A 19,326-nucleotide genomic window follows, 5' to 3' on the forward strand; every position below is an offset into this window, starting at 1 on the left:
GGCGTCGATCAGGGAGCCGAAATACTAACAGAAGCCGCCTCGAGTCGCCCGGCCAGAACGTGACCGCGCCAGCCGTCTAGCCATTCCGGTCGTTCGCCGCGGATGAGCGGGGTCAGGGCTTTCTTGCTGGCGATGACTGCCGGTTCGATGCCCAGATCGGCCGCGACCTGCTTGACGGTTTGCTGCAATTCGCGCAATTGATCGCGCTGCCCGGGGCTGAGTGGATCGATCCAGCCGGGGCGCTGGTAGGCATTCGGGTCGACTGCCGTCAGCTCGGCTTCGATGGCCGGGCCGAAGCGCCTGGACAGCTTTCCGGGCAGCCGCCCGAGGGCCTGGCCGAGCGTGCCCTTGTTGTCCGACTGGGCGAGATCGACCAGCGCCTCGTCGCTAACCACGAAACGCCGCGGCAGGTCGCGTTCACGTGCGACCGTTTCGCGCCATTGCGCCAGGGCGTCGAGCCGCGCAAGCGCCGGTGTTTCCAGGCGACCCGCTCCCTTGACCCGGGTCAGCGCTGGCGTCGTGTCGCCGGCCCGGCCCCGCTCGAGGATGCGCTCGCAGTCCTCTTCAAGCCAGTCGAGACGACCGGCGCTTTCGAGCAGCGCTTCGAGGTGCGCTTTCAGCCGCGGCAGCCAGATGACGTCCTCGGCGGCGTACTGGAGCAGCGCCGGAGCCAGCGGTCGCCGGCACCAGTCGTTGCGCGCCTTGCCGCCTTCGAGCTCGACACCCAGGGTGGCCTCGACCAGGTGTTCGTATCGAAGCTGCAGCGGCATGCCGAGGAGGGCGGCCGCGACCTGCGTGTCGAACAGCCGTTCGGGCCAGCGCGCGCCCACGGCATGCAGCACATCAAGATCTTCGCCCACGCTGTGAAGGACCTTGGTGGTTCCGGAATGGGCCAGCATGTCGCCGAGTGCGGCGGATTCTGGCAAGGCCACCGCGTCGAGTAGCCACACGCTGTGACCGTCACTGATCTGGATCAGCCCTGGACGGGCCTGGAAAGTGCGCTCGCGGACGAACTCGGTGTCGATGCCGACAGTGTGCGCCGGGTCACGATTTTCGAGCGCCTTTCTGACGGCGTCCTCGCTATCGAGGAGTCGCGCGTTTTGGACCGCCTCGCGGGCGGCGCGGAGATCGTCGTCCGCAACGGGCTGGCTGGGAAGTTCTGCGGGCATTGAATGCGGTACTCCGTTGAGGGCGATGGTTGTCGCGAGCGGCTCGATACGCTATTTTCACACATTCGGCTGGCGTGACTGACGCTTTAACAGGGCACGTGATGCCCGCAAGGGGAACGCCAGCCATTCGTTTTACCAGCAACAGGAGCTGAAACTCAGATGAGACATCTGCTGCTCGCAATGAGCGTCGCCTTGATATTCGCACCCTGGGGCGCGAGTGCCCAGGACGAATCCGAGGCGACGGAAGGGGCCGAACCCCAGGCGGAGGCCGAGGATTCGGAAGAGCAACGTCGGGTCCGCCGGCTGGGCGATATCGTCGGTTCCGGCACGGCGGAATTCGATATCGATTTCCAGGGCCTGGACATCCCGGAGCAGCCGGTCGAGGACGTGCCCGAGGTCAGCCTGCCCGATCCCGAGCAGGACGAGAGGCTGCAGACGCTCCTGCGAACGCGTGCCTTCGTTCCCAACGACGAGGATACCCTGGCGGCCATCAGCGACCTGCTCGACGAAGTCGAGGCGGATATCGAACAGGCGCTGGCCGATGAGGATCTGACCCTGGCCCAGCAACTGGCGAGCGTCGTGGCCGAAGTCGATTCCGAGCGCGCGATCGTTCAGGAGGTCGAGGCCGCTGTCGATCGCGAGTCTACCATTGGACAGACGCTGGATCAGGCCGCTGCCGCGCTCGAGGGCGGCCGACTGACGCAGCCGGCCGGTGACAATGCGGCGGAGCTGTTCGCCCGCGTACTCGAAATCGAGCCGGGCAACCCGACGGCGCAGTCGGGTCTGGCGGAAACCCACGACGCGATCGTGGCCGATGCCCTTGCCATGGCGCGCGAGGACCTCGATTTCGAGGGTGCAGAGGCACGCCTGGCCGAGGCCGAGGATGTGCAAGAGGCGCCCGATGCCGTCGCCGAGGCCCGTGAGAGCATTGCCGAATTCCGTGAAGGGCATATTGCGGACCTACACGCCGAAGTGCTTACGCATATCGACGAAGGGCGCTACGACGAGGCCGAGGCGAGCATTACGGAGCTGGTTGCCCTGGGCCACGATCGGGAGCGGGTCGAGTCGCTGCAGGCATCGCTGGCCGATGCGCGCCTGTACGGCAGTTTCGAACCCGGTCAGGTTTTCAGCGACGAAGTAGCGCGGCTCGGTAGTTCGGGCCCGGAAATGGTGGTGGTTCCAGCCGGCACTTTCATGATGGGCTCTCCCGAGGACGAAGAAGATCGCATGAACAACGAGGGTCCCCAACATCGCGTGACCTTCGATCGCGGCTTCGCGCTGTCGCGAACGGAAGTCACGGTCGGACAGTTTTCCGCCTTCGTTCGCGCCACCGGCTATCGAACCGACGCCGAGATGTCCGGCGGGTCGAGGGTCTATGATCTGGACTCGGGCCGCATGGATCAGCGTAGCGACGTGAACTGGCGTCTCGATTATTCGGGCGAAGAGGCGAGCGATGACCTGCCGGTGATCCATATCTCCTGGCGTGATGCCAACGCCTATGCCGAGTGGCTCGCCGAGGAAACCGGTCGCAGCTATCGGCTGCCGTCGGAAGCGGAGTTCGAGTATGCCCTTCGAGCCGGCAGCCAGACGCCCTACTGGTGGGGCGACGGTTCACCGCCGGAGAACAACATGGAGAATGTCACCGGTGACCGCGACACATCGCCCACTGGTGCGCGCTGGAATGTGGCCTTCCGGCGCTACGCTGACGGGCACTGGGGGCCGGCCCCGGTCGGCAGCCTGATGCGCAATCCCTTCGAGCTCAACGACATGGGCGGCAACGTCATGGAGTGGGTCCAGGACTGCTGGCATGACAGCTTCGTGCGTGCGCCGAGCGACGGGTCGGCGTGGGTCAACCCGGGCTGTGAGCGCCGCGTGATCAAGGGTGCATCCTGGTCCAGCACGCCGTCGATGTCGCGCTCGGCGTTTCGCATTTCGAGTTCGACCACCAGTACGGATATGCGCGTGGGCTTTCGCATCGCGCGCGACTTGTAAGCCGAGATCGATAATCGCCGGGTCCACCGGGCCCGGCAACTTCATCCGCGACCGTTTTTCTTCCACCCGGACGCCTTGCGGGCGACTCGCTTGCACAGCGACGCGCAAGCTCGTATATTAGATGCGTCTGATATTAAGCGGCGCGCCGCGCCCGGTCTGTCGGCCGATGGTGGGTGAGCCCCCTTACCAGGAGGTGGAGAATGGCCAGAATCGTCATCATCGGTGCCGGCATCGGCGGCGTGCCGGCAGCCTACGAGCTGCGGGATACGCTGGGTTCCGAGCACGAAATCACCATCGTCGGTGCGAAGTCCTATTTTCAGTTCGTTCCCTCCAATCCCTGGGTGGCAGTGGGCTGGCGCGATGCTGAGGCGATCACCGTCGAGCTGGCAGGGCCCATGGAGAAGCGCGGCATTCGTTTCCTGGAGGATACGGCGACGACCATCGAGCCTGAGAATCGGCAGGTCACCCTCGCAGGCGGTAAAACGCTCGACTACGACTACCTGGTGATCACCACCGGGCCAGAGCTTGCCTTCGATGCGATCGAAGGGCTCGGGCCCGAGGCGGGGCACACCCATTCGGTTTGCACGCTCGAGCATTCGGAGGCGGCCTGGCGCGACTACCAGCGCTTTCTCGAAAACCCCGGACCGATCGTGATCGGCGCGGTGCAGGGCGCGAGTTGCTTCGGGCCGGCCTACGAGTTCGCGATGATCGTCGATGCCGACCTGCGCAAGCGCAAGCTGCGCGACCGGGTTCCGATCACCTTCGTCACCAGTGAGCCCTACATCGGCCACCTCGGCCTGGGCGGCGTGGGCGACTCCAAGAGCCTGATGGAACACGAGCTGCGCGAACGCCACATCCGCTGGGTGACCAATGCCCGGGTCGACCGCGTCGAAGCCGGGCTGATGCACATCACGGAGGTCGATGACGACGGCGAGGACCGCCGTAGCCAGGAATTGCCCTTCCGGTTCTCGATGATGCTGCCGTCGTTCAGGGGTGTGCCCGCCGTGGCCAATACCAAGGGACTGTGCAACCCGAAGGGATTCGTCAATATCGACGACTACCAGCGCAATCCCGAGTATCCCGAAATCTACTCGGCCGGCGTGTGCGTTGCGATACCCCCGGTGGAAGAAACGCCGCTGCCCGTCGGCGCGCCCAAGACCGGCTACATGATCGAGTCGATGATCAGCGCCATCGTCGGCAACATCGCCGCCGACATCGAGGGCAAGCCGGTCGAATCGAAGGCAACCTGGAACGCCATCTGCCTGGCCGATCTCGGCGATTCGGGGGTCGCCTTCGTGGCCCTGCCACAGATTCCGCCGCGCAATGTGACCTGGGCTCGGCAGGGTAAATGGGTCCACTGGGCCAAGATCGCGTTCGAGAAGTACTTCTTGCGCAAGGTGCGCAAGGGACACGCCGAGCCGGTCTACGAGCGCTACGTGCTCAAGGCGCTGGGTATCACCAGATTGACCGGCAAGTAGCCGTAAAAGGAAATTGGTGCCGAGGGCGGGAATCGAACCCGCACTGCCTTTCGGCAAACGGATTTTGAGTCCATTTTCTAGGGGTTTGACTGCGTACTATGTAGGCAGACGGGTATTGATAAATCAGTGACATAGCGCGATAATGAATCCGATGCACTTGGATGGGATATGCCTACATATGCCTACACAGTGCCTACACGGCAAAGCAACGGATTCAGAAAATGAAGAAAGAAGCAAAGAAGAAGATAAACATTACCAACACGACGGTCGGCAATCTGGAGAAGCCCCAGGAGGGGTATGAGCTGCACTGGGATGATGACCTGTCCGGCTTCGGCGTTCGCGTCACGGCAGCCGGCGCGCGGAGCTACATAGCCGAGGGCCGAGTTAACGGTAAGACCTGCCGCGTCACGATTGGAAAGCACGGCACCTTTACGGCTGAACAGGCGCGCAAGATCGCCAAGGGCGAACTTGGGGGGATGGCCCAAGGCGTCAACCCCAATGCCGAGCGCAAACGCCTCAAGGTCGAATCACAGACGCTCGCTGATCTGGTGCGGGACTACCTCGAAAATCGGCGCACCCGTGGCGGCAAAGCCCTTAAGGATAGGACGAAGGCGGACATCCGGCGTCACCTCAAGACCAGTTTCGCGGATTGGGCGGACAGGCCGGTAACTGCCATCACGCACGATATGGTCACGGCGCGATACTCCGCACTTTGCCGCCGATCAGTTGCCCAGGCGAATCAGGCCATGCGCAATCTGCGCGCGCTGATCGACTATGCGTCCGCGAGCCGGGACGCAGACAACAAGCCGATCATCTCCTACAACCCTGTCGAGGTGCTCAAAAAGCGGTCACTGTGGCGTGAGGTGCCGGCCAGGCAGTCGAAGGTCGACAGGGAGGACTTGGGTAGGTGGTGGAGCGCGGTACAGGCCATGCGCGCTGATCCCGGTCTGACCCGTTCGAGTCGATCCGCCGTCGACCTGGTGGCGTTCATCGCGCTGACCGGCCTGCGGCTCAGCGAGGCGCGCTCGCTCACTTGGGATCAGGTCTGCCTCGAAGATCCAAGTGTGACGCTGACGGATACAAAGAACAGGGCGGACGCCATTCTGCCGCTCTCCGACCTGGCCGTCGACATTCTGCGCAACCGACAGGGCACTGGTTATCTCTTCCCGGCCCGATCCGGCAAGGGGCATCTAGTGGATGCGCGCGGTCAGCTGGAACTGATCGCTGAGCAGACCGGCGTTCGAGTTACCCATCACGATCTGCGCAGAACCTTTATTCAAATCGGCCTGAAATACCTGCCCGGCGAAGAGCGCATCGAGATATTCCGAGTCAAGCTGCTGAGCAATCACGCGCTGCCGAAAAATGACGTCACGCTCGCCAGCTATGCGAATGATCCCGACCGCCGTTTCCTCAAGCCCGAGGCCGACCGTATCGCTGCCTTCTATGAGGATCAGCGCCGCATATTCGAGGCCGATAACGTGGTGAGCATGGAGGGCAAGCGGGCATGAGTGACTTTCAGCAGAAGCTGGCTGAACTTTGGCGCGCAGACCCGGAGCAGTTCAACGAGCTGGTCAATCAGTTTATCGAGAGGGGGCGGACATTCGACAATGACGCCGCCGGGCCGAACCCGCGTGAAGTGACTGACACCCGCGAAAAGCGGACGGCTGAGGTAATGGCTTCTATCTGGGCGAGGATTAAGTTTCTCATGTGGCGGGACGGCACGGACGTAACTCAGTCATGCCGGCGACTAGAGAACTTTCTAGTCAAAACCGGAAGCCGATTCTCCATTTACAACACGGATGATCGGCGATGGCGTAAAGGTGCCGAGTCTAAGCCCAGCACCAGGGAATACACCGCTTTTGATCACCAGTCGCTCAGGAGACTGTATTACGACTTCAATGGCTTGAACGATGAACAGCGCGCTCATGGCGATATGCTTTTGAGTTTCATGAAGCAGGATCATGAAGGCACTTGGCAAAAGCAGTTTCCCGGGTTGCGCATCATGAATACGGACCAGCTTGTGCCGGAACCCATAGAGTAAGACGTGTGAAACTTCTCCCTCCTTTTTTGCCCCCCAAACGAAAAGTGTAACGCCAACATTCCAGTCATGGCCAGTCGAACACTGGCCTATCAGGTTCAAACCGATAGGACTGGAACATGCCGAACAAATCATTCTTGACCACCGAGGAGGCCGCCGAGTATGTCGGTCTCCAGAAATCCACCCTCGAAGCCTGGCGCTGCCGTGGAGGTGGCCCCCGGTTTGTGAAGATGGGGCGCGCCGTTCGCTACCGTCTCGTCGATCTGGATGCCTGGATTGAATCTCGCCTGCGTGAAAATACGATCGGCGAGGTTGCGTAGTGAGGCCCCATCGAAAAGGCCGGCCCCTGGAGCAAACAGGGAACCGGCCAGAGATCAGCGGCAAGCGATCTAGGGTTAATCCTAACACCCTGCGCCGCCGCCCGCCATATTGGCCCGCATCGTTCGCCGCCTGGCGGAATAGGGGGCGGGTATGAACTGGGCCTTCTTCGAGCGCCTGGCCGAATCACCCAGGACGACGCCTACTGTCCGAGCTGTCGGGCTGGTTCTAGCCATTCGAGCCAAGCGAGACGATCCGACCTGCAATCCGTCTATCAGGAATCTTTGCAAGTATGCCGGCGTCGGGATGACCGGAGCAGTCCAAGCTGTCCGAAAACTTGAGGAGCAGGGGTTAGTTCGAACCGAGAAGCGCAGAGGTAGGTCGACCGTCTATCACCTCAACACTGTTCGGGAGAGCGTAACACCTACTGTTCGGGAGCCAATAACACCTGGTGAATCGGCCAGCTGTTCGGGAGAGCGTAACAGTGAAGGTCGAAGTGTTCGGGAGAGCGGAACACAACCGTTCGGGAGAGTGAAACCAGAAAGGGAAAACACTTCTAAAGACTCCCTTGTGCAAGGGGATGATGTAAGCGGGGTGCCGTACTGATGACCTCCTTACGCCCCTATCAATCTGATGCGGTCGACGCCCTGCGAGCTTCCCTTGCCCAGGGCCGCAGAGCGCCTTGTCTCGTGATGCCGACAGGCTCCGGCAAAACGCACGTGGCCGCGCACCTGATACGCGCCTGCGTCGACAAGGGCAATCGTGCCGTGTTTCTCGCGCCCCGCCGGGAACTGATCTACCAGACCTCCGAGAAGCTGGCCGGCGTCGACGTGAATCACGGCGTGCTGATGGCCGGCGAGCCACGAAGTCTCTATCCCGAAGTACAGGTGGGCTGCATTCCGACCATGTACCGCCGATGCATCGCGGACGAACGCCTGCCCCTGCCCAAGGCGGACTTGGTGCTGGTCGACGAAGCGCACCTGAGCATCGCCAAGACCGCCCGCGCCATCATCGACGCCTACGTGGACAAGGGAGCGGCGGTTATCGGTCTCACGGCCACGCCTTGCCGAAGTGACGGCGCTGGTCTCGGACAAATCTACGATGACCTGGTGGAAGGGCCGAGTGTTGCCACGCTGATCAACGAAGGCCACCTGGTGCCCGCCCGGTACTTTGCCGGCGCAAAGCCCGACCTCGAAGGCGTCAAGGTTCAGGCCGGCGACTACAACCAGCGAGAACTGGGAGAGCGCGTTAACCGTGTCGAGCTGATCGGTGATGTTGTCGAGAACTGGGCGCGCATCGCCCGAGATCGCCAGAGCTTCGTTTTCGCGGTGAACGTGTCGCACAGTCGGGCACTGTGTGAGGAATTCCAGGCCATCGGCGTAAAGGCCGAACACCTGGATGGACATACGCCTAACGATGAGCGTGCGGAGATCCTAGAACGGCTCCGGCGAGGCGATACGCAGGTGATAACGAACTGCGACGTGCTGAGTTATGGCGTCGATTTTCCTCCCGTCTCTGCCGTCGTGCTCGCCAAGCCGACGAAGAGCATCGCGCGGTACTTCCAGATGGTCGGGCGGGGTTTGCGGACGCACCCCAGAAAGGACGACTGCCTGGTGCTAGACCACGCTGGCGCTGTTCAGCAAATTGGCTTCGTCGACGACCCGATGCCGTGGAGCCTGGAAGGGAAGGAAACGGTACAGGATCGTATTGCCGGCGAGCGGTCGGAACCCGAGCCGATCCAATGCGGTGACTGTGGCGCTGAGTTCCGGCCCGCACGTGAATGTCCGAATTGCGGGGCAGAGCAGGGCGGTACCTACTCGAAGGCCATCGAAGCGCATGAAGCGGAGCTGCGTGAAATCGACAGGCAGCGGAAACTTGCCGACGCCCGGCAATGGACGTTCGAGGACAAGCGTCGATTTTACGCAGAGCTAAAGGCCATTGCCCAGCGCCACGGCTACAAGCCTGGATGGGTAGCGCACAAGTACCGGACGAAAACCGGCGTCTGGCCTCAAGGTCTGAAAGACGAGCCGCCGATAGAACCCTCGCTTGAAACACAAGCCTGGGTGCGGTCGCAAAACATCCGGTTTGCCAAGCGCCAGAAAAGGGAGGCCAGACCATGAAGTCTTCCGAATGGGCGCATGGAAAATGGCCGGAGATCATCGAAGCGGTAGTCGGCTCCGAGTACGTCGACGGTAAACATCACCCTTGCCCGAACGGTGATGGTCGGGACTGTTTCAGGTTCAGCAACATCAATGGCAGGGGCAACTATTTTTGCCGATGCTCCGATGGTGATAAGGATGGCTTCGACCTGATCCAATGCTGCCGTCATGTCGACTTCAAAGGGGCGGTTAAGCTAGTCGAAGAGGTGATCGGAGAGCGTCCACGTGATAAAATAGACCCATCGTTTACGCAGTCAAAATCCTACGCTCAGAGACTGCGAGGCGAGGCGGAAAGGACACCCCGCAGCCGGTATCTTGAAGGCCGGGGGCTGATCTTGCCGCCGGGGTTACTCTGGCACCCGAATGTCGAATACCGACAGGATGGTGAGCTGGTCGGCACGTATCCCGCGATGCTCGCGCCAGTAACCCGAGCCGGTCGATTCCTGACGATGCATGTCACGTATCTACAGGACGGCCACAAGGCCCCGGTCGACCCATGCCGGAAGCTACTACCCGGCCCTGGCCTGAAAGGCGGAGCGGTCGAACTCTATCCCGCCGGCCAGACGCTCGGAATCGCGGAGGGGGTAGAGACCGCGATTGCTGCGCACATGCTCTTCGGTATTCCCGTATGGGCCGCACTGAATACCTCCCTCCTCAAGGCATGGACGCCACCCCAAGGCGTCGGGCACGTTGTCGTCTTCGCAGACCATGACCTGAACTTCGCAGGCCAAGCCGCCGCCTTCACGCTGGCGCATCGCCTCAGCGGCAAGGTCGCTGTCGAGGTGAGGATGCCCGAGCGGGTCGGTGATTGGAATGACGAGCTGGTCTCAGGGGAGCGCGCAAATCGGGCCGACTTTTGCCGTACCACCTGTTCTGTATGAAAATATAGTATTATCGGGGCATATCGGATAATATATCCGTAGGTTGGACGCACGAAAGACACGTTAAACCAACATGATAGGAACGCCATGAGTATTGTATGTAGGCAAGGTGTAGGCATCGATGCCACGTGACACCCTGCCATCGGAATTCCGGCCCCGGTTTCTGGACACCCTGGACGGTCGCACCCAGACCGCCCGCGTTCTTCGCCAGAGACTTGCGGAGATCCAGTCCGATCTAGGGGGTGCGGATCAGCTGTCCTATGCGCAGCGGTCGCTAGCCCGTCGCGCGGTCTGGCTGGAAGCTTGGATCGAGACCCAGGAGGCCAACGCAGCCGATGGGGAGAAGATCGAGATCGGCCAGCAGGTGAGCGCCCTTAACTCGCTGATCGGGATATTGAAGACGTTAGGGCTGGAGCGGAAAGCATCACAGGTTCCTGACCTGCAAACCTACCTGCGTCAACGGGCAGCCGAAAAGGCAGAGGCGAGCTGATGGACATGACCGCCATCACGCTGCTGTTCTACTGGTGGGTAGCACGATGACCGAGCCGGCCCGAAAGACTGACCAGGCAATGACGATCCTAGACGCCATGAGCGATTCGCAGCTTATGGGCGGCTCATTCTCCGGCGCTACCTGGGAGGCCTGGCGAGCTGCCCTGTCTGGCGCTTTCGGCCTGCCCCTGAGCGGTAAGCGGCTAGACGCATTCAAACGGCTAGCCGGGGGCCGTAGGCCGCCCCAGAGTCAAGTCCGTGAGTTCTACGCGGTCGCTGGCCGCCGTAGCGCGAAGAGCAACGTGAGCGCTGGTGTCGCTGTCTATCTCGCGACGGTCGGAGCCGAGCAAATCCTAAGCCGGCTCAGTCCTGGCGAGACCCCAGTGGTAGCCCTGCTAGCGGTTGATCGGTACCAGGCCCGAGTGCTGTCGAATTACATTGGCGGCATCCTGGAGAACAGCCCGCTGCTATCGCGAATGGTGGCGAAGTCTGGCACCGAGGCCATCGAGCTTGTTAATGGCGTGCGAATTGAGGTGTTCACCAACAATTACCGGGCCGTTCGAGGCCGCACCCTGCTAGCCGTGATCCTGGACGAATGCGCCTTTTACCGCAGCGACCAAACGGCCAGCCCGGACATTGAAACGTATCGCGCCGTTGTCCCGTCGCTTGCCACAACCGGCGGCCTGCTGATTGGCGTCTCCAGTCCATACGCTCAAAAAGGATTGCTCTGGCAAAAGCACAGGCAGCACTTTGGCAAGAGTGGTGATGTCCTGGTTGTGCAAGGGGGTACGCTGGATTTCAATCCGACGCTGCCCAAGCGAATTATTGATGAAGCAATGGAAGATGATCCCGAGGCCGCGAAGGCCGAATGGCTGGGACAATTCCGAAACGACATTGCTTCGTTTGTTCAGCGCGAGGTTGTGGATGCTTGCGTTATCCCTGGCCGCTATGAGCTGCCGTTCTTGAGCTGCAACAGCTATCGCGCATTCTGCGATCCATCCGGCGGTAGCAGTGATTCAATGACACTGTGTATCGGCCATGAAGAGGGGCAGACCATTGTTATCGACGCTATCCGCGAAGCTGTCCCACCATTCAGCCCCGAAGCGGTAGTGGCGGAATTTTCCGAGCTAATGCGCGAATACAGGATTAGTCGCGTTGAAGGTGATCGCTATGGCGGCGAATGGCCCCGCGAAAGATTCAGCGTTCACCGAATAACCTACGACGTTGCGCGCAAGCCGCGAACAGAGCTATACAAAGACACCTTGCCATTGCTCAATTCAAAACGTGTTGAGCTTCTAGACAATGATCGTCTGGTCGCTCAATTCTGCGGACTGGAACGCCGAGCCGGGCGAGCAGGCCGCGATGCCATCGACCATGCGCCCGGCGCTAATGACGATCTTTGTAACGCTGTCGCTGGCCTTGTCGCTTCAACCAAGCCTAAGCGCAAACGGGCCGGCACCTGGTGAAACCACAACCCAAGAGGTAAACGTCATGAAAAGGAAGTTTGTAGTTCACAACGGCGGCGGCTGCACTTGCGGCGGTGAAGATATCGCCCGCAAGGTCGAACAGGAACTGGAGCGCCAGCTATCCGAAAAGACCGCAGCGCCGGCCACGAATCGCGGCCTGTTCAATCAGAACAAGCCGAAGAAGTCCCGCCCGCTCAACAAGGGGGTGCTGTCATGAGCGCCGCCGCCGAACAGATGACCGGCATGCAACTGCCTGGCGGTCTCGGTATGCCTTCGATATCGAACGCCAACGACGACCAGCTGAAGCAATGCCTGTCTAGTGACATTCAATTCATCCGGCAGCTAATGGAAACCGAGAGCACCAAGCCGGACAGAGACGGCATGGCCCCGGCTGCGTGGAAAGAGCGCGCCCAAGGCAATCGGTCGATGCAAAACAATCTCGCAGCGGTCGAACGCTCCGAGCGCCGCATCGTCGCCATTCAACAAGAGCTGGAAAGCCGCGAAGCCGCGCGCAAGGCCGAAGCCGAACAGCAGAGCAAGCGAGCCGAGCAGCGATTGACTGAGCTTGTCGAGAAAGCGCCCGACAACGCCAAGCGCCTTGCCGACCGAGCCGAAGAGTTGATGCCCTCAGTTGAGCGCGTGAGGCAGTTGGTGGCTGACCTTGAAGCAATGGCCCTGGCGACCGGCATCGCGCCCGCGTATTCGATCCTGAGCGACGGCAGCGAACGCGCCGCGCGCGAACTGGACGTGGCCGCCCCCAAGCTGGCCGAACTGCCCGAAGGTCTGCCGAGCAAGCGTGAGTTCGATACCGCGTCGGCAATGCTGGCCGGTCGGCATGGCGGCTTCAATATCCGCCCCGGCCTGCCTGGCGACTACGCGAAGGTCGATCAGATCGCCCGCGACCGGAAGTAATCCAGATCCAGCCGGAGTGGTGGTGCCGGTCCTCGCGAAAGACCACCTAGCACCCGCGCGAGGGTGCCCGCGCGGCCGGCTTTTTCGCAATTGGCAGTCGGCCGCGCTTTTTTCTATTCGGAGCGCCTATGTTCAAGCCGATGTTTCGCCCCATGTTCCGACCGATGTTCCGCCCGGCCTTTGGCGAGCCGGAGGAGGAACCGCAGGAGGAACAGCAGCAGGAACAGCCCGAGGATGAACAGGCGGTCGAATGACCGAATCCAGGCCCGCGCCATTCGTCGGGCCGGGGAGCTGCTGAGGCAGATAGAGCCGGCAGCCGGAGCGCGGACAGACGTAGAACCTAGGGAGGGCGACCACCCCAGGTTAACGCGCAAACAAGCCGCCGAATCTGCCGGCATGTCCGACCACCAACGCAAGCAAGCACTCCGGGTCGCCAACGTGCCCGAAGATGACTTCGAGACGCGATCCTTTACAGCGTCGGAGCGAACGCCGCCCACGGCCAGCGCCGCACCAATGCCGACAAGCGCAAGGCGGTGATGACGTTGCTGGAAGATGATGAATGGTCGCAGTGGTCGGATCGGGAGATTGCGAGAAAGTGCTCGGTCACTCATCCGTTCGTGTCGCGCATTCGAGTATCACTGGAAACGGTTACCAGTGAGAATGACGAACCGCCCCCACCCCGTACCTACACCACCAAGCACGGCACCACGGCGACGATGAACACATCGAACATCGGCAGGCGTGAGTCAGATCAGCCCGACAGCGGCGGCAACGAAAGCGCGCATCATACCGCCCCGCGATCCTGTCCGAATCCTGCCTGCCAGTCCGTAGGAGATCCGCGCGCCCGTCTTTCCGCTGCGGCATGTAGGCGGCGTGTAGGCCGGCGGAATTCGCCCTGGTGCCTACACAGTGCCTACACGCTGAAATCTTCGTTTGACTCTTCGGGTAGCCGAGATCGGCTGTAAGGCCCGTGGATATTGTGGTGCCGAGGGCGGGAATCGAACCCGCACTGCCTTTCGGCAAACGGATTTTGAGTCCGTCGCGTCTACCAGTTCCGCCACCCCGGCAGCGGGAGGCCTATTGTCTTTTGCGCGCCGGCTTTTGTCCAGACCAGCAGCCGACTAATCCGAATCCAGGCTCAGCGGGGTGGGGCTTGGCTGGTACCAGTCGCCCTCGACCGGCCTGAACACGCAGCATTCGTCCATTACGCCGGAATAGATGTGGACTGTGACGGCCGGCTCGTCGCCACTCGGGTTGGCAATGGTGTGATGCTCGTGCGGCGGGATCAAGCTGCCGGCGCTGCCGACGCCCGAGCGCATGGTGGTGCGCGGTTCGAGCCGGAACTCGTCGGTGCCGCGTTCGACCAGTTCGTACTGGACCACTTCGATCTCACCGTGCCAGACGGCTTCGACGCACCACATCCCCGCGTGGTCGTGCAGGGGCGTGCCCTGGCCCGGGCCCCAGGTCATGGCCAGCACGCTGTAGCCAAGCTCCTCGTCCTGATGCAACAGCCTGCGGCAGTAGTGGTCGTTGCTGTATTCGTAGACACAGTCGGGCAGGCGGATGGAATCGTCGGCCATGAGTTCGCACAGACACTGGCGAAGATTCTGCGTGATTTCCTCGGCGCTGCCGGCCGAGACGGCGTGGTGGATCTTTTGGATCATGCGCGTTTTGCCGGGAAAATCAAGGCTCATTTCAACCACTTCCTGATCGGTTTTCCAAAAGTCGGGATGTCGGCCAGGAAGGCATCGTGCCCCTGCACCGACGGCAATTCATGATAGCTGACTTCGTTGCCGCTGCTCTCGAGCGCGGCGGCGAGTTCCTTCTGCTGCGTCAGGGGGAAGAGGATATCGGTTTTCACGCCCAGCACCAGGGCCTCGCCGGCAAAGCAGCGATCGAACATGCGCTTGAGCGTTTCGTCGCTGTCGCAGAAATCGAAATTGTCCATGGCCCGCGACAGGTAGAGGTAGCTGCAGGGATCGAACTGGCCCACGAACTTGCGCGCATGGGATTCCAGGTACGATTCCACGGCGAATCGCATGCCGAAGAGCGTGGGGGGAAAGTAGTCCTGGCTCTGGCGCCCGAATCGCGCCTGCCACTCGGTGGCCGAGCGGTAGGAGATCATGCCCAGCTTGCGCGCCAGGCGCATGCCGACTTCCGGCCAGTTGTCCTCGGTGTACTGCCCGTCGCGGAAATTGCGATCGGTCACGACGGCCTCGCGCTGCAGCGAGCGGATGGCGATGGCCATCGGCGTGGCCGAGCAGGCGCTCGAGATCAGCGCCAGCTTGCGCGTGCTCTGCGGATACTGTTTGAGCCAGGCGAGCGCCGTCAGGCCGCCCATGGACGGGCCGATGACCGCATGCAGGGTCTCGATGCCGAGATCTTCGACCACCAGGCGCGTGGCGCGGGCGATGTCCTCGATGGCCAGCTCGGGGAAGGCCAGGCGCCAGGGCTTGCCGGATTCCGGGTTGATGCTCGCCGGCCCGGTCGAGCCCATGCACGAGCCGAGCGAGTTAACGCACAGCACGAAGAAGCGATCGGTGTCGATGTAGCGCCCCGGTCCGATCATGTCTTCCCACCAGCCCGGTTCCGGATCCTGCGCGCTCGACGCCGCGTGGGCCCCGGGCGACAAGCCGGTAAAGATCAGGATGGCGTTGGACTTGTCGGCATCGAGCGTGCCCCAGGATTCCCAGGCCAGGCGAACATGCGGAAGCCGCCCGCCGCGGTAGAGCGAAAACGGTTTCTCGAGATCGAAGTAGCGGGTGGCCGGACCCATGCGCGCACTCCATGAACCAAAGCCACCATTCTAGCCCGCATCGCCGCATCGGGCACGATGAGGTGGCGACGCGACGGCGACGCCGCGCGTGCTAGCGTTGAGCGTTTCCACGGGGAGAAAGCTGCATGGGTATTCGTCTCGGCCTGATCTGCGGCGACCAGTTGCATTGGCCCAATCCGGTCTGCGCGGCGCTGGATCCGGATCGCGATCGCCTGCTGATGGGCGAGCTCGCCGGCGAGACGCGCTACGTCTGGCACCATGCGCAGAAGATCGCGCTGATCTTCTCGGCCATGCGCCATTTCGCCGAAGCCGCGGGCGATGCAGGCTGGCGCGTGGACTACCACCGCTTCGACGCCGACTGCGGCATCGTGCGCTTCACGGACCTGGTCGAAAAGGCCTGCCGCGAGAACGACGTCGATGAGATCGTCGTGACCTGGCCGGGCGAGTGGCGCGTGCTGGAGGAAATCCAGTCCTGGTCCGATGCCCTGGATGTGACGGTGACCCTCCTGCCCGATTCGCGGTTTTTGAGCACGCTCGAGTTCTTCAACGACTGGGCGGCCGGGCGCAAGCAGCTGCGCATGGAGTTCTTCTATCGCCTCATGCGTCGCCAGACGGGCTACCTGATGGACGGCGATTCACCGGCCGGTGGCGAATGGAACTTTGATCGCGCCAATCGCAAGGCCTGGAAGGGCGACCCGCCGGCGGCCAGCCCCATGTCGTTCACGCCCGACGCGATCACGCGCGAGGTGATCGCTACGGTCTCGCAGCACATCGACGCCTTCGGCGAGCTCGAAGGCTTCGACTACCCCGTCACCCGCGAGCAGGCGCGCCGCGCGCTGTCGCACTTCATGCGCTCGGCCGCCGCCCATTTCGGTGACTACCAGGACGCCATGCACAGCGACTCGGACTGGCTCTTCCACAGTCGCTTGTCGTCGAGCCTCAACATCGGCCTGCTCACGCCGACAGAGGTCTGCGACGCGGTCGAGCAGGCCTGGCGCGGCGGCGACATGCCGCTCAATGCCGCCGAGGGCTTTATCCGCCAGATCATCGGCTGGCGCGAGTTCGTCCGGGGTATCTACTGGCGCGAGATGCCGGCCTACGCCGGTCTCAACGGCCTGGGCAACGAGCGCGATCTGCCGGCTTTCTACTGGAGCGGGGAAACGGGCATGAACTGCCTGCGCGAGACCATCGGCGCGACCCGCCTCAATGCCTATGCCCACCATATCCAGCGCCTGATGGTGACCGGCAATTTCGCCCTGCTGCTCGGCGTTGTGCCCGAGCAGGTCTGCAAGTGGTACCTGGCGGTCTACGCCGACGCCTTCGACTGGGTGGAGTTGCCCAACACGCTCGGCATGGTGATGCACGCCGACGGCGGCCTGCTGGGTTCGAAACCCTACGCGGCCAGCGGCAAGTACATCGATCGCATGAGCGACTACTGCGCCGGTTGTCGTTACAAGGTCAAGGAAACGACCGGCGAGTCGGCCTGCCCGTTCAATGCGCTGTACTGGGATTTCCTGATCCGCCATCGCGAGCGCTTCGAATCCAATCCCCGCATGAAGATGATGTACCGGCACGTCGACCGGATGAGCGGGGAGCGGCGCCGCGCGGTCGAGGCGCGGGCCGAGTCAGTCAAGCGCCGGGTCGACGAGCTGTGAATTCAGATCGGGTCGGTGAACTGGGTCGTGCCGATGCCGCGGTCGGGCAGCAGGACCGGGATGCCGTCGACGACCAGGTAGATGACCTTGTCGTCGCGGGTGATCAGGGCCTCGCGCGGCTTTTCCGCCACCGGGCTGTGATCGACGTACTGGACGTCACCGGCGGCGATGCGGTCAGCGAGCTTCTTGACCCGGCTTTTCTCCAGCGGCCGCAGCGGCTGGTGGCTGACCGGGCAGCACAGGATGTCGAGGAGGGGATCAGCAATGGCCATGCCCGTGATTGTATCCGCTCGGCGCCGGCGCGGGAAGCGCGTTTACTCGGGCTCCGGGCGCTGCTAACATTCTCGCTTTTCCCCTGCGGGAGGGACCGTCATGGCGAGTGAACCCCTGGTCGGCATCATCATGGGCTCGAAAAGCGACTGGGAGACGATGTCGCACGCGGTCGACATGCTCGAGGCGCTCGATGTGCCCCACGAGGTCAAGGTCGTGTCCGCACACCGTACGCCCGAGGCAATGTTCGAGTACGCCGAATCGGCCGAGCAGCGCGGTATCGAGGTGATTGTCGCCGGTGCCGGCGGCGCGGCGCACCTTCCCGGCATGGTCGCTTCCCGGACCGTGCTGCCGGTGCTCGGCGTGCCGGTGCAGTCGCGCGCCCTCAACGGTCTCGACTCGCTGCTGTCGATCGCCCAGATGCCGGGCGGCGTGCCGGTCGGCACCCTGGCCATCGGCAGGGCGGGTGCGATCAACGCCGGGCTGCTGGCCGCATCGATGCTCGGCCAGGCCCATCCCGACATCCGCGATCGCTATCGCCAGTGGCGGCAGCAACAGACCGATGCCGTCCTGGCCGCGACCGACCCGCGTTCATGAGCAGGATCGGCATTCTCGGCGGCGGGCAACTGGCTCGCATGATGGCGCAGGCCGGGCTGGAGCTGGGCGCGGACTTCGTTTTTCTCGATCCCAAGCCGGATGCCTGCGCCGGCCCGCTCGGCCAGCTGATCGTCGCCGACTGGAGCGACCCGGCGGCGCTGGCGCAGCTGGCGGACTGTGATCGCATTACCTGCGACTTCGAGAACGTGCCGGCCGCGGTCCTCGAGGGCCTGGCCGAGTCCGGGCATCCGGTTCGCCCGGCCGCGAACGCCTTCTCCGCGGCGCAGGATCGCTTGACCGAGAAGCGCCTGATCGAGTCCCTCGGTATCGAGGTGGCGCCTTTCGCGCCGGTTTCCGGTCGCACCGACCTGCTCGAAGCACTCGACCGCATCGGCTATCCCGCGCTGCTCAAGACCCGGCGCATGGGTTACGACGGCAAGGGGCAGTATCTGCTTCGTTCGCGTGAAGACCTCGAGCCGGCCTGGGCCGAGCTGGGTGATCACGATCTGATTCTCGAAGGCTGGGTCGACTTCGACTTCGAGTGCGCGATCACGGTCGTGCGCAGCGCCACCGGCGAAATGCGCTGCTATCCCCTCTCGCGCACCGTACATGCCGACGGCATGCTGCGGTTGGTGGCTGCACCGGCGGGCGTGGACGACGGCCTGCGCAAGCGCGCCGAGGCCTGCGGCAAGCTGCTGGCCGAGCACCTGGACTACGTCGGCTGCCTGACCCTCGAGCTGTTCGTCGCCGGCGATCGTATCCTGGGCAACGAGTTTGCCCCGCGCGTGCACAATTCCGCCCACTGGACCATCGAGGGCGCGGTCTGTTCACAGTTCGAGAATCACATCCGGGCCGTCTGCGACCTGCCCCTGGGCAGCACCGAGCTGCGCGCGCCGTCGCTGATGTTCAACTGGATCGGCGAGATGCCGCCGGCTGGTGAATGGCTGCGGGTCCCGGACCTGCACTGGCACGACTACGCCAAGCAGGACAGGCCCGGCCGCAAGGTCGGCCATGCCACGCTGATGGCCGAGACCTGGCCCGCGCTGGTGCCCGTCGCGCTCGAGCTCGAGCGCAAATTGCCCGAGCCGCTCGATCGCCTGCTCGCCGATCTGGTGAAGATCTGAAG

At 62.8% G+C, this 19,326-nt stretch carries 19 protein-coding genes and 1 tRNA gene; 15 read left to right on the plus strand and 5 right to left on the minus strand.

Features of this window, described 5'->3' with window-relative positions:
• Positions 1-8: 8 nt before the first annotated feature.
• Entirely contained in the window at positions 9-1,169 is a 1,161-nt protein-coding gene (locus ACDC67_RS01655; RefSeq protein WP_376690089.1) for a ribonuclease D, read from the minus strand.
• A 159-nt stretch (positions 1,170-1,328) separates the two neighbouring features.
• Here ACDC67_RS01655 and ACDC67_RS01660 point away from each other — a divergent pair, with 159 nt between their 5' ends.
• From ACDC67_RS01660 to ACDC67_RS01715, 12 genes are all read left to right on the plus strand, one after another.
• On the plus strand, positions 1,329-3,161 hold the full coding sequence (locus tag ACDC67_RS01660) for a formylglycine-generating enzyme family protein (RefSeq protein WP_376690090.1): 1,833 nt from the start codon (positions 1,329-1,331) through the stop codon (positions 3,159-3,161).
• A gap of 200 nt (positions 3,162-3,361) precedes the next feature.
• The gene (locus tag ACDC67_RS01665; protein ID WP_376690091.1) at positions 3,362-4,639 is read left to right on the plus strand and encodes an NAD(P)/FAD-dependent oxidoreductase; all 1,278 of its coding nucleotides are present in this window, start codon (positions 3,362-3,364) and stop codon (positions 4,637-4,639) included.
• Positions 4,640-4,860: 221 nt separating this feature from the next.
• Positions 4,861-6,147 carry a tyrosine-type recombinase/integrase gene (locus ACDC67_RS01670; protein ID WP_376690092.1) on the plus strand — a complete coding sequence of 429 codons (1,287 nt, stop codon included), beginning with the start codon at positions 4,861-4,863 and terminating at the stop codon, positions 6,145-6,147.
• On the plus strand, positions 6,144-6,680 hold the full coding sequence (locus ACDC67_RS01675) for a hypothetical protein (protein ID WP_376690093.1): 537 nt from the start codon (positions 6,144-6,146) through the stop codon (positions 6,678-6,680). Before ACDC67_RS01670 ends, ACDC67_RS01675 begins: the two co-directional genes overlap by 4 nt.
• 116 nt (positions 6,681-6,796) lie before the next feature.
• On the plus strand, positions 6,797-6,997 hold the full coding sequence (locus ACDC67_RS01680) for a helix-turn-helix transcriptional regulator (RefSeq protein WP_376690094.1): 201 nt from the start codon (positions 6,797-6,799) through the stop codon (positions 6,995-6,997).
• 603 nt (positions 6,998-7,600) lie between these two features.
• Positions 7,601-9,115 (plus strand): DEAD/DEAH box helicase, encoded by a 1,515-nt coding sequence (locus ACDC67_RS01685; RefSeq protein ID WP_376690095.1) that lies wholly within the window; start codon positions 7,601-7,603, stop codon positions 9,113-9,115.
• Positions 9,112-10,035 carry a toprim domain-containing protein gene (locus tag ACDC67_RS01690; RefSeq protein WP_376690096.1) on the plus strand — a complete coding sequence of 308 codons (924 nt, stop codon included), beginning with the start codon at positions 9,112-9,114 and terminating at the stop codon, positions 10,033-10,035. Before ACDC67_RS01685 ends, ACDC67_RS01690 begins: the two co-directional genes overlap by 4 nt.
• A gap of 121 nt (positions 10,036-10,156) precedes the next feature.
• Entirely contained in the window at positions 10,157-10,525 is a 369-nt protein-coding gene (locus ACDC67_RS01695; protein ID WP_376690097.1) for a hypothetical protein, read from the plus strand.
• A gap of 115 nt (positions 10,526-10,640) precedes the next feature.
• Positions 10,641-11,990 (plus strand): terminase large subunit domain-containing protein, encoded by a 1,350-nt coding sequence (locus tag ACDC67_RS01700; protein ID WP_376690555.1) that lies wholly within the window; start codon positions 10,641-10,643, stop codon positions 11,988-11,990.
• A gap of 25 nt (positions 11,991-12,015) precedes the next feature.
• Positions 12,016-12,207, plus strand: coding sequence for a hypothetical protein (locus ACDC67_RS01705; RefSeq protein ID WP_376690098.1), 192 nt, complete (start codon positions 12,016-12,018; stop codon positions 12,205-12,207).
• Entirely contained in the window at positions 12,204-12,902 is a 699-nt protein-coding gene (locus ACDC67_RS01710) for a hypothetical protein (RefSeq protein ID WP_376690099.1), read from the plus strand. The genes ACDC67_RS01705 and ACDC67_RS01710 overlap by 4 nt, the downstream gene beginning before the upstream one ends.
• Before the next feature lie 128 nt (positions 12,903-13,030).
• Complete coding sequence (locus ACDC67_RS01715) at positions 13,031-13,156, plus strand: hypothetical protein (RefSeq protein WP_376690100.1); 126 nt, start codon at positions 13,031-13,033, stop codon at positions 13,154-13,156.
• A gap of 726 nt (positions 13,157-13,882) precedes the next feature.
• Here ACDC67_RS01715 and ACDC67_RS01720 read toward each other — a convergent pair.
• From ACDC67_RS01720 to metX, 3 genes are all read right to left on the minus strand, one after another.
• Positions 13,883-13,969, minus strand: a tRNA-Leu gene (locus tag ACDC67_RS01720).
• A gap of 54 nt (positions 13,970-14,023) precedes the next feature.
• Positions 14,024-14,566 carry a cysteine dioxygenase family protein gene (locus ACDC67_RS01725; RefSeq protein ID WP_376690101.1) on the minus strand — a complete coding sequence of 181 codons (543 nt, stop codon included), beginning with the start codon at positions 14,564-14,566 and terminating at the stop codon, positions 14,024-14,026.
• Positions 14,567-14,592: 26 nt separating this feature from the next.
• Entirely contained in the window at positions 14,593-15,678 is a 1,086-nt protein-coding gene (metX, locus tag ACDC67_RS01730; protein WP_376690102.1) for a homoserine O-acetyltransferase MetX, read from the minus strand.
• 125 nt (positions 15,679-15,803) lie between these two features.
• On the opposite strand from metX, the gene ACDC67_RS01735 reads away from it, so the two are divergent.
• Positions 15,804-17,333, plus strand: a complete 1,530-nt coding sequence (locus ACDC67_RS01735) for a cryptochrome/photolyase family protein (RefSeq protein ID WP_376690103.1) — start codon at positions 15,804-15,806, stop codon at positions 17,331-17,333.
• Positions 17,334-17,335: 2 nt separating this feature from the next.
• On the opposite strand, the gene ACDC67_RS01740 is transcribed toward ACDC67_RS01735, so the two are convergent.
• Complete coding sequence (locus tag ACDC67_RS01740; protein WP_376690104.1) at positions 17,336-17,605, minus strand: Trm112 family protein; 270 nt, start codon at positions 17,603-17,605, stop codon at positions 17,336-17,338.
• Between the two features lie 100 nt (positions 17,606-17,705).
• On the opposite strand from ACDC67_RS01740, the gene purE reads away from it, so the two are divergent.
• Both purE and ACDC67_RS01750 read left to right on the plus strand, forming a co-directional pair.
• On the plus strand, positions 17,706-18,200 hold the full coding sequence (purE, locus tag ACDC67_RS01745) for a 5-(carboxyamino)imidazole ribonucleotide mutase (protein WP_376690105.1): 495 nt from the start codon (positions 17,706-17,708) through the stop codon (positions 18,198-18,200).
• The gene (locus ACDC67_RS01750) at positions 18,197-19,324 is read left to right on the plus strand and encodes a 5-(carboxyamino)imidazole ribonucleotide synthase (RefSeq protein WP_376690106.1); all 1,128 of its coding nucleotides are present in this window, start codon (positions 18,197-18,199) and stop codon (positions 19,322-19,324) included. Before purE ends, ACDC67_RS01750 begins: the two co-directional genes overlap by 4 nt.
• Positions 19,325-19,326 lie beyond the last annotated feature (2 nt).

It is taken from the genome of Wenzhouxiangella indolica, from assembly GCF_042310355.1.
GTDB lineage: Bacteria > Pseudomonadota > Gammaproteobacteria > Xanthomonadales > Wenzhouxiangellaceae > Wenzhouxiangella.

Excerpts from the sequence above, each read along its gene's own strand:
- ACDC67_RS01680 (WP_376690094.1), top strand. The coding sequence starts at position 6,797 with ATGCCGAACAAATCATTCTTGACCACCGAGGAGGCCGCCGAGTATGTC.
- ACDC67_RS01740 (WP_376690104.1), bottom strand. The coding sequence starts at position 17,605 with ATGGCCATTGCTGATCCCCTCCTCGACATCCTGTGCTGCCCGGTCAGC.
- purE (WP_376690105.1), top strand. The coding sequence starts at position 17,706 with ATGGCGAGTGAACCCCTGGTCGGCATCATCATGGGCTCGAAAAGCGAC.
- ACDC67_RS01655 (WP_376690089.1), bottom strand. The coding sequence starts at position 1,169 with ATGCCCGCAGAACTTCCCAGCCAGCCCGTTGCGGACGACGATCTCCGC.
- ACDC67_RS01695 (WP_376690097.1), top strand. The coding sequence starts at position 10,157 with ATGCCACGTGACACCCTGCCATCGGAATTCCGGCCCCGGTTTCTGGAC.
- ACDC67_RS01700 (WP_376690555.1), top strand. The coding sequence starts at position 10,641 with ATGGGCGGCTCATTCTCCGGCGCTACCTGGGAGGCCTGGCGAGCTGCC.
- ACDC67_RS01705 (WP_376690098.1), top strand. The coding sequence starts at position 12,016 with ATGAAAAGGAAGTTTGTAGTTCACAACGGCGGCGGCTGCACTTGCGGC.
- ACDC67_RS01660 (WP_376690090.1), top strand. The coding sequence starts at position 1,329 with ATGAGACATCTGCTGCTCGCAATGAGCGTCGCCTTGATATTCGCACCC.
- ACDC67_RS01715 (WP_376690100.1), top strand. The coding sequence starts at position 13,031 with ATGTTCAAGCCGATGTTTCGCCCCATGTTCCGACCGATGTTCCGCCCG.
- ACDC67_RS01665 (WP_376690091.1), top strand. The coding sequence starts at position 3,362 with ATGGCCAGAATCGTCATCATCGGTGCCGGCATCGGCGGCGTGCCGGCA.
- ACDC67_RS01685 (WP_376690095.1), top strand. The coding sequence starts at position 7,601 with ATGACCTCCTTACGCCCCTATCAATCTGATGCGGTCGACGCCCTGCGA.
- ACDC67_RS01690 (WP_376690096.1), top strand. The coding sequence starts at position 9,112 with ATGAAGTCTTCCGAATGGGCGCATGGAAAATGGCCGGAGATCATCGAA.
- ACDC67_RS01710 (WP_376690099.1), top strand. The coding sequence starts at position 12,204 with ATGAGCGCCGCCGCCGAACAGATGACCGGCATGCAACTGCCTGGCGGT.
- ACDC67_RS01735 (WP_376690103.1), top strand. The coding sequence starts at position 15,804 with ATGGGTATTCGTCTCGGCCTGATCTGCGGCGACCAGTTGCATTGGCCC.
- ACDC67_RS01750 (WP_376690106.1), top strand. The coding sequence starts at position 18,197 with ATGAGCAGGATCGGCATTCTCGGCGGCGGGCAACTGGCTCGCATGATG.
- ACDC67_RS01670 (WP_376690092.1), top strand. The coding sequence starts at position 4,861 with ATGAAGAAAGAAGCAAAGAAGAAGATAAACATTACCAACACGACGGTC.
- ACDC67_RS01675 (WP_376690093.1), top strand. The coding sequence starts at position 6,144 with ATGAGTGACTTTCAGCAGAAGCTGGCTGAACTTTGGCGCGCAGACCCG.
- ACDC67_RS01725 (WP_376690101.1), bottom strand. The coding sequence starts at position 14,566 with ATGATCCAAAAGATCCACCACGCCGTCTCGGCCGGCAGCGCCGAGGAA.
- metX (WP_376690102.1), bottom strand. The coding sequence starts at position 15,678 with ATGGGTCCGGCCACCCGCTACTTCGATCTCGAGAAACCGTTTTCGCTC.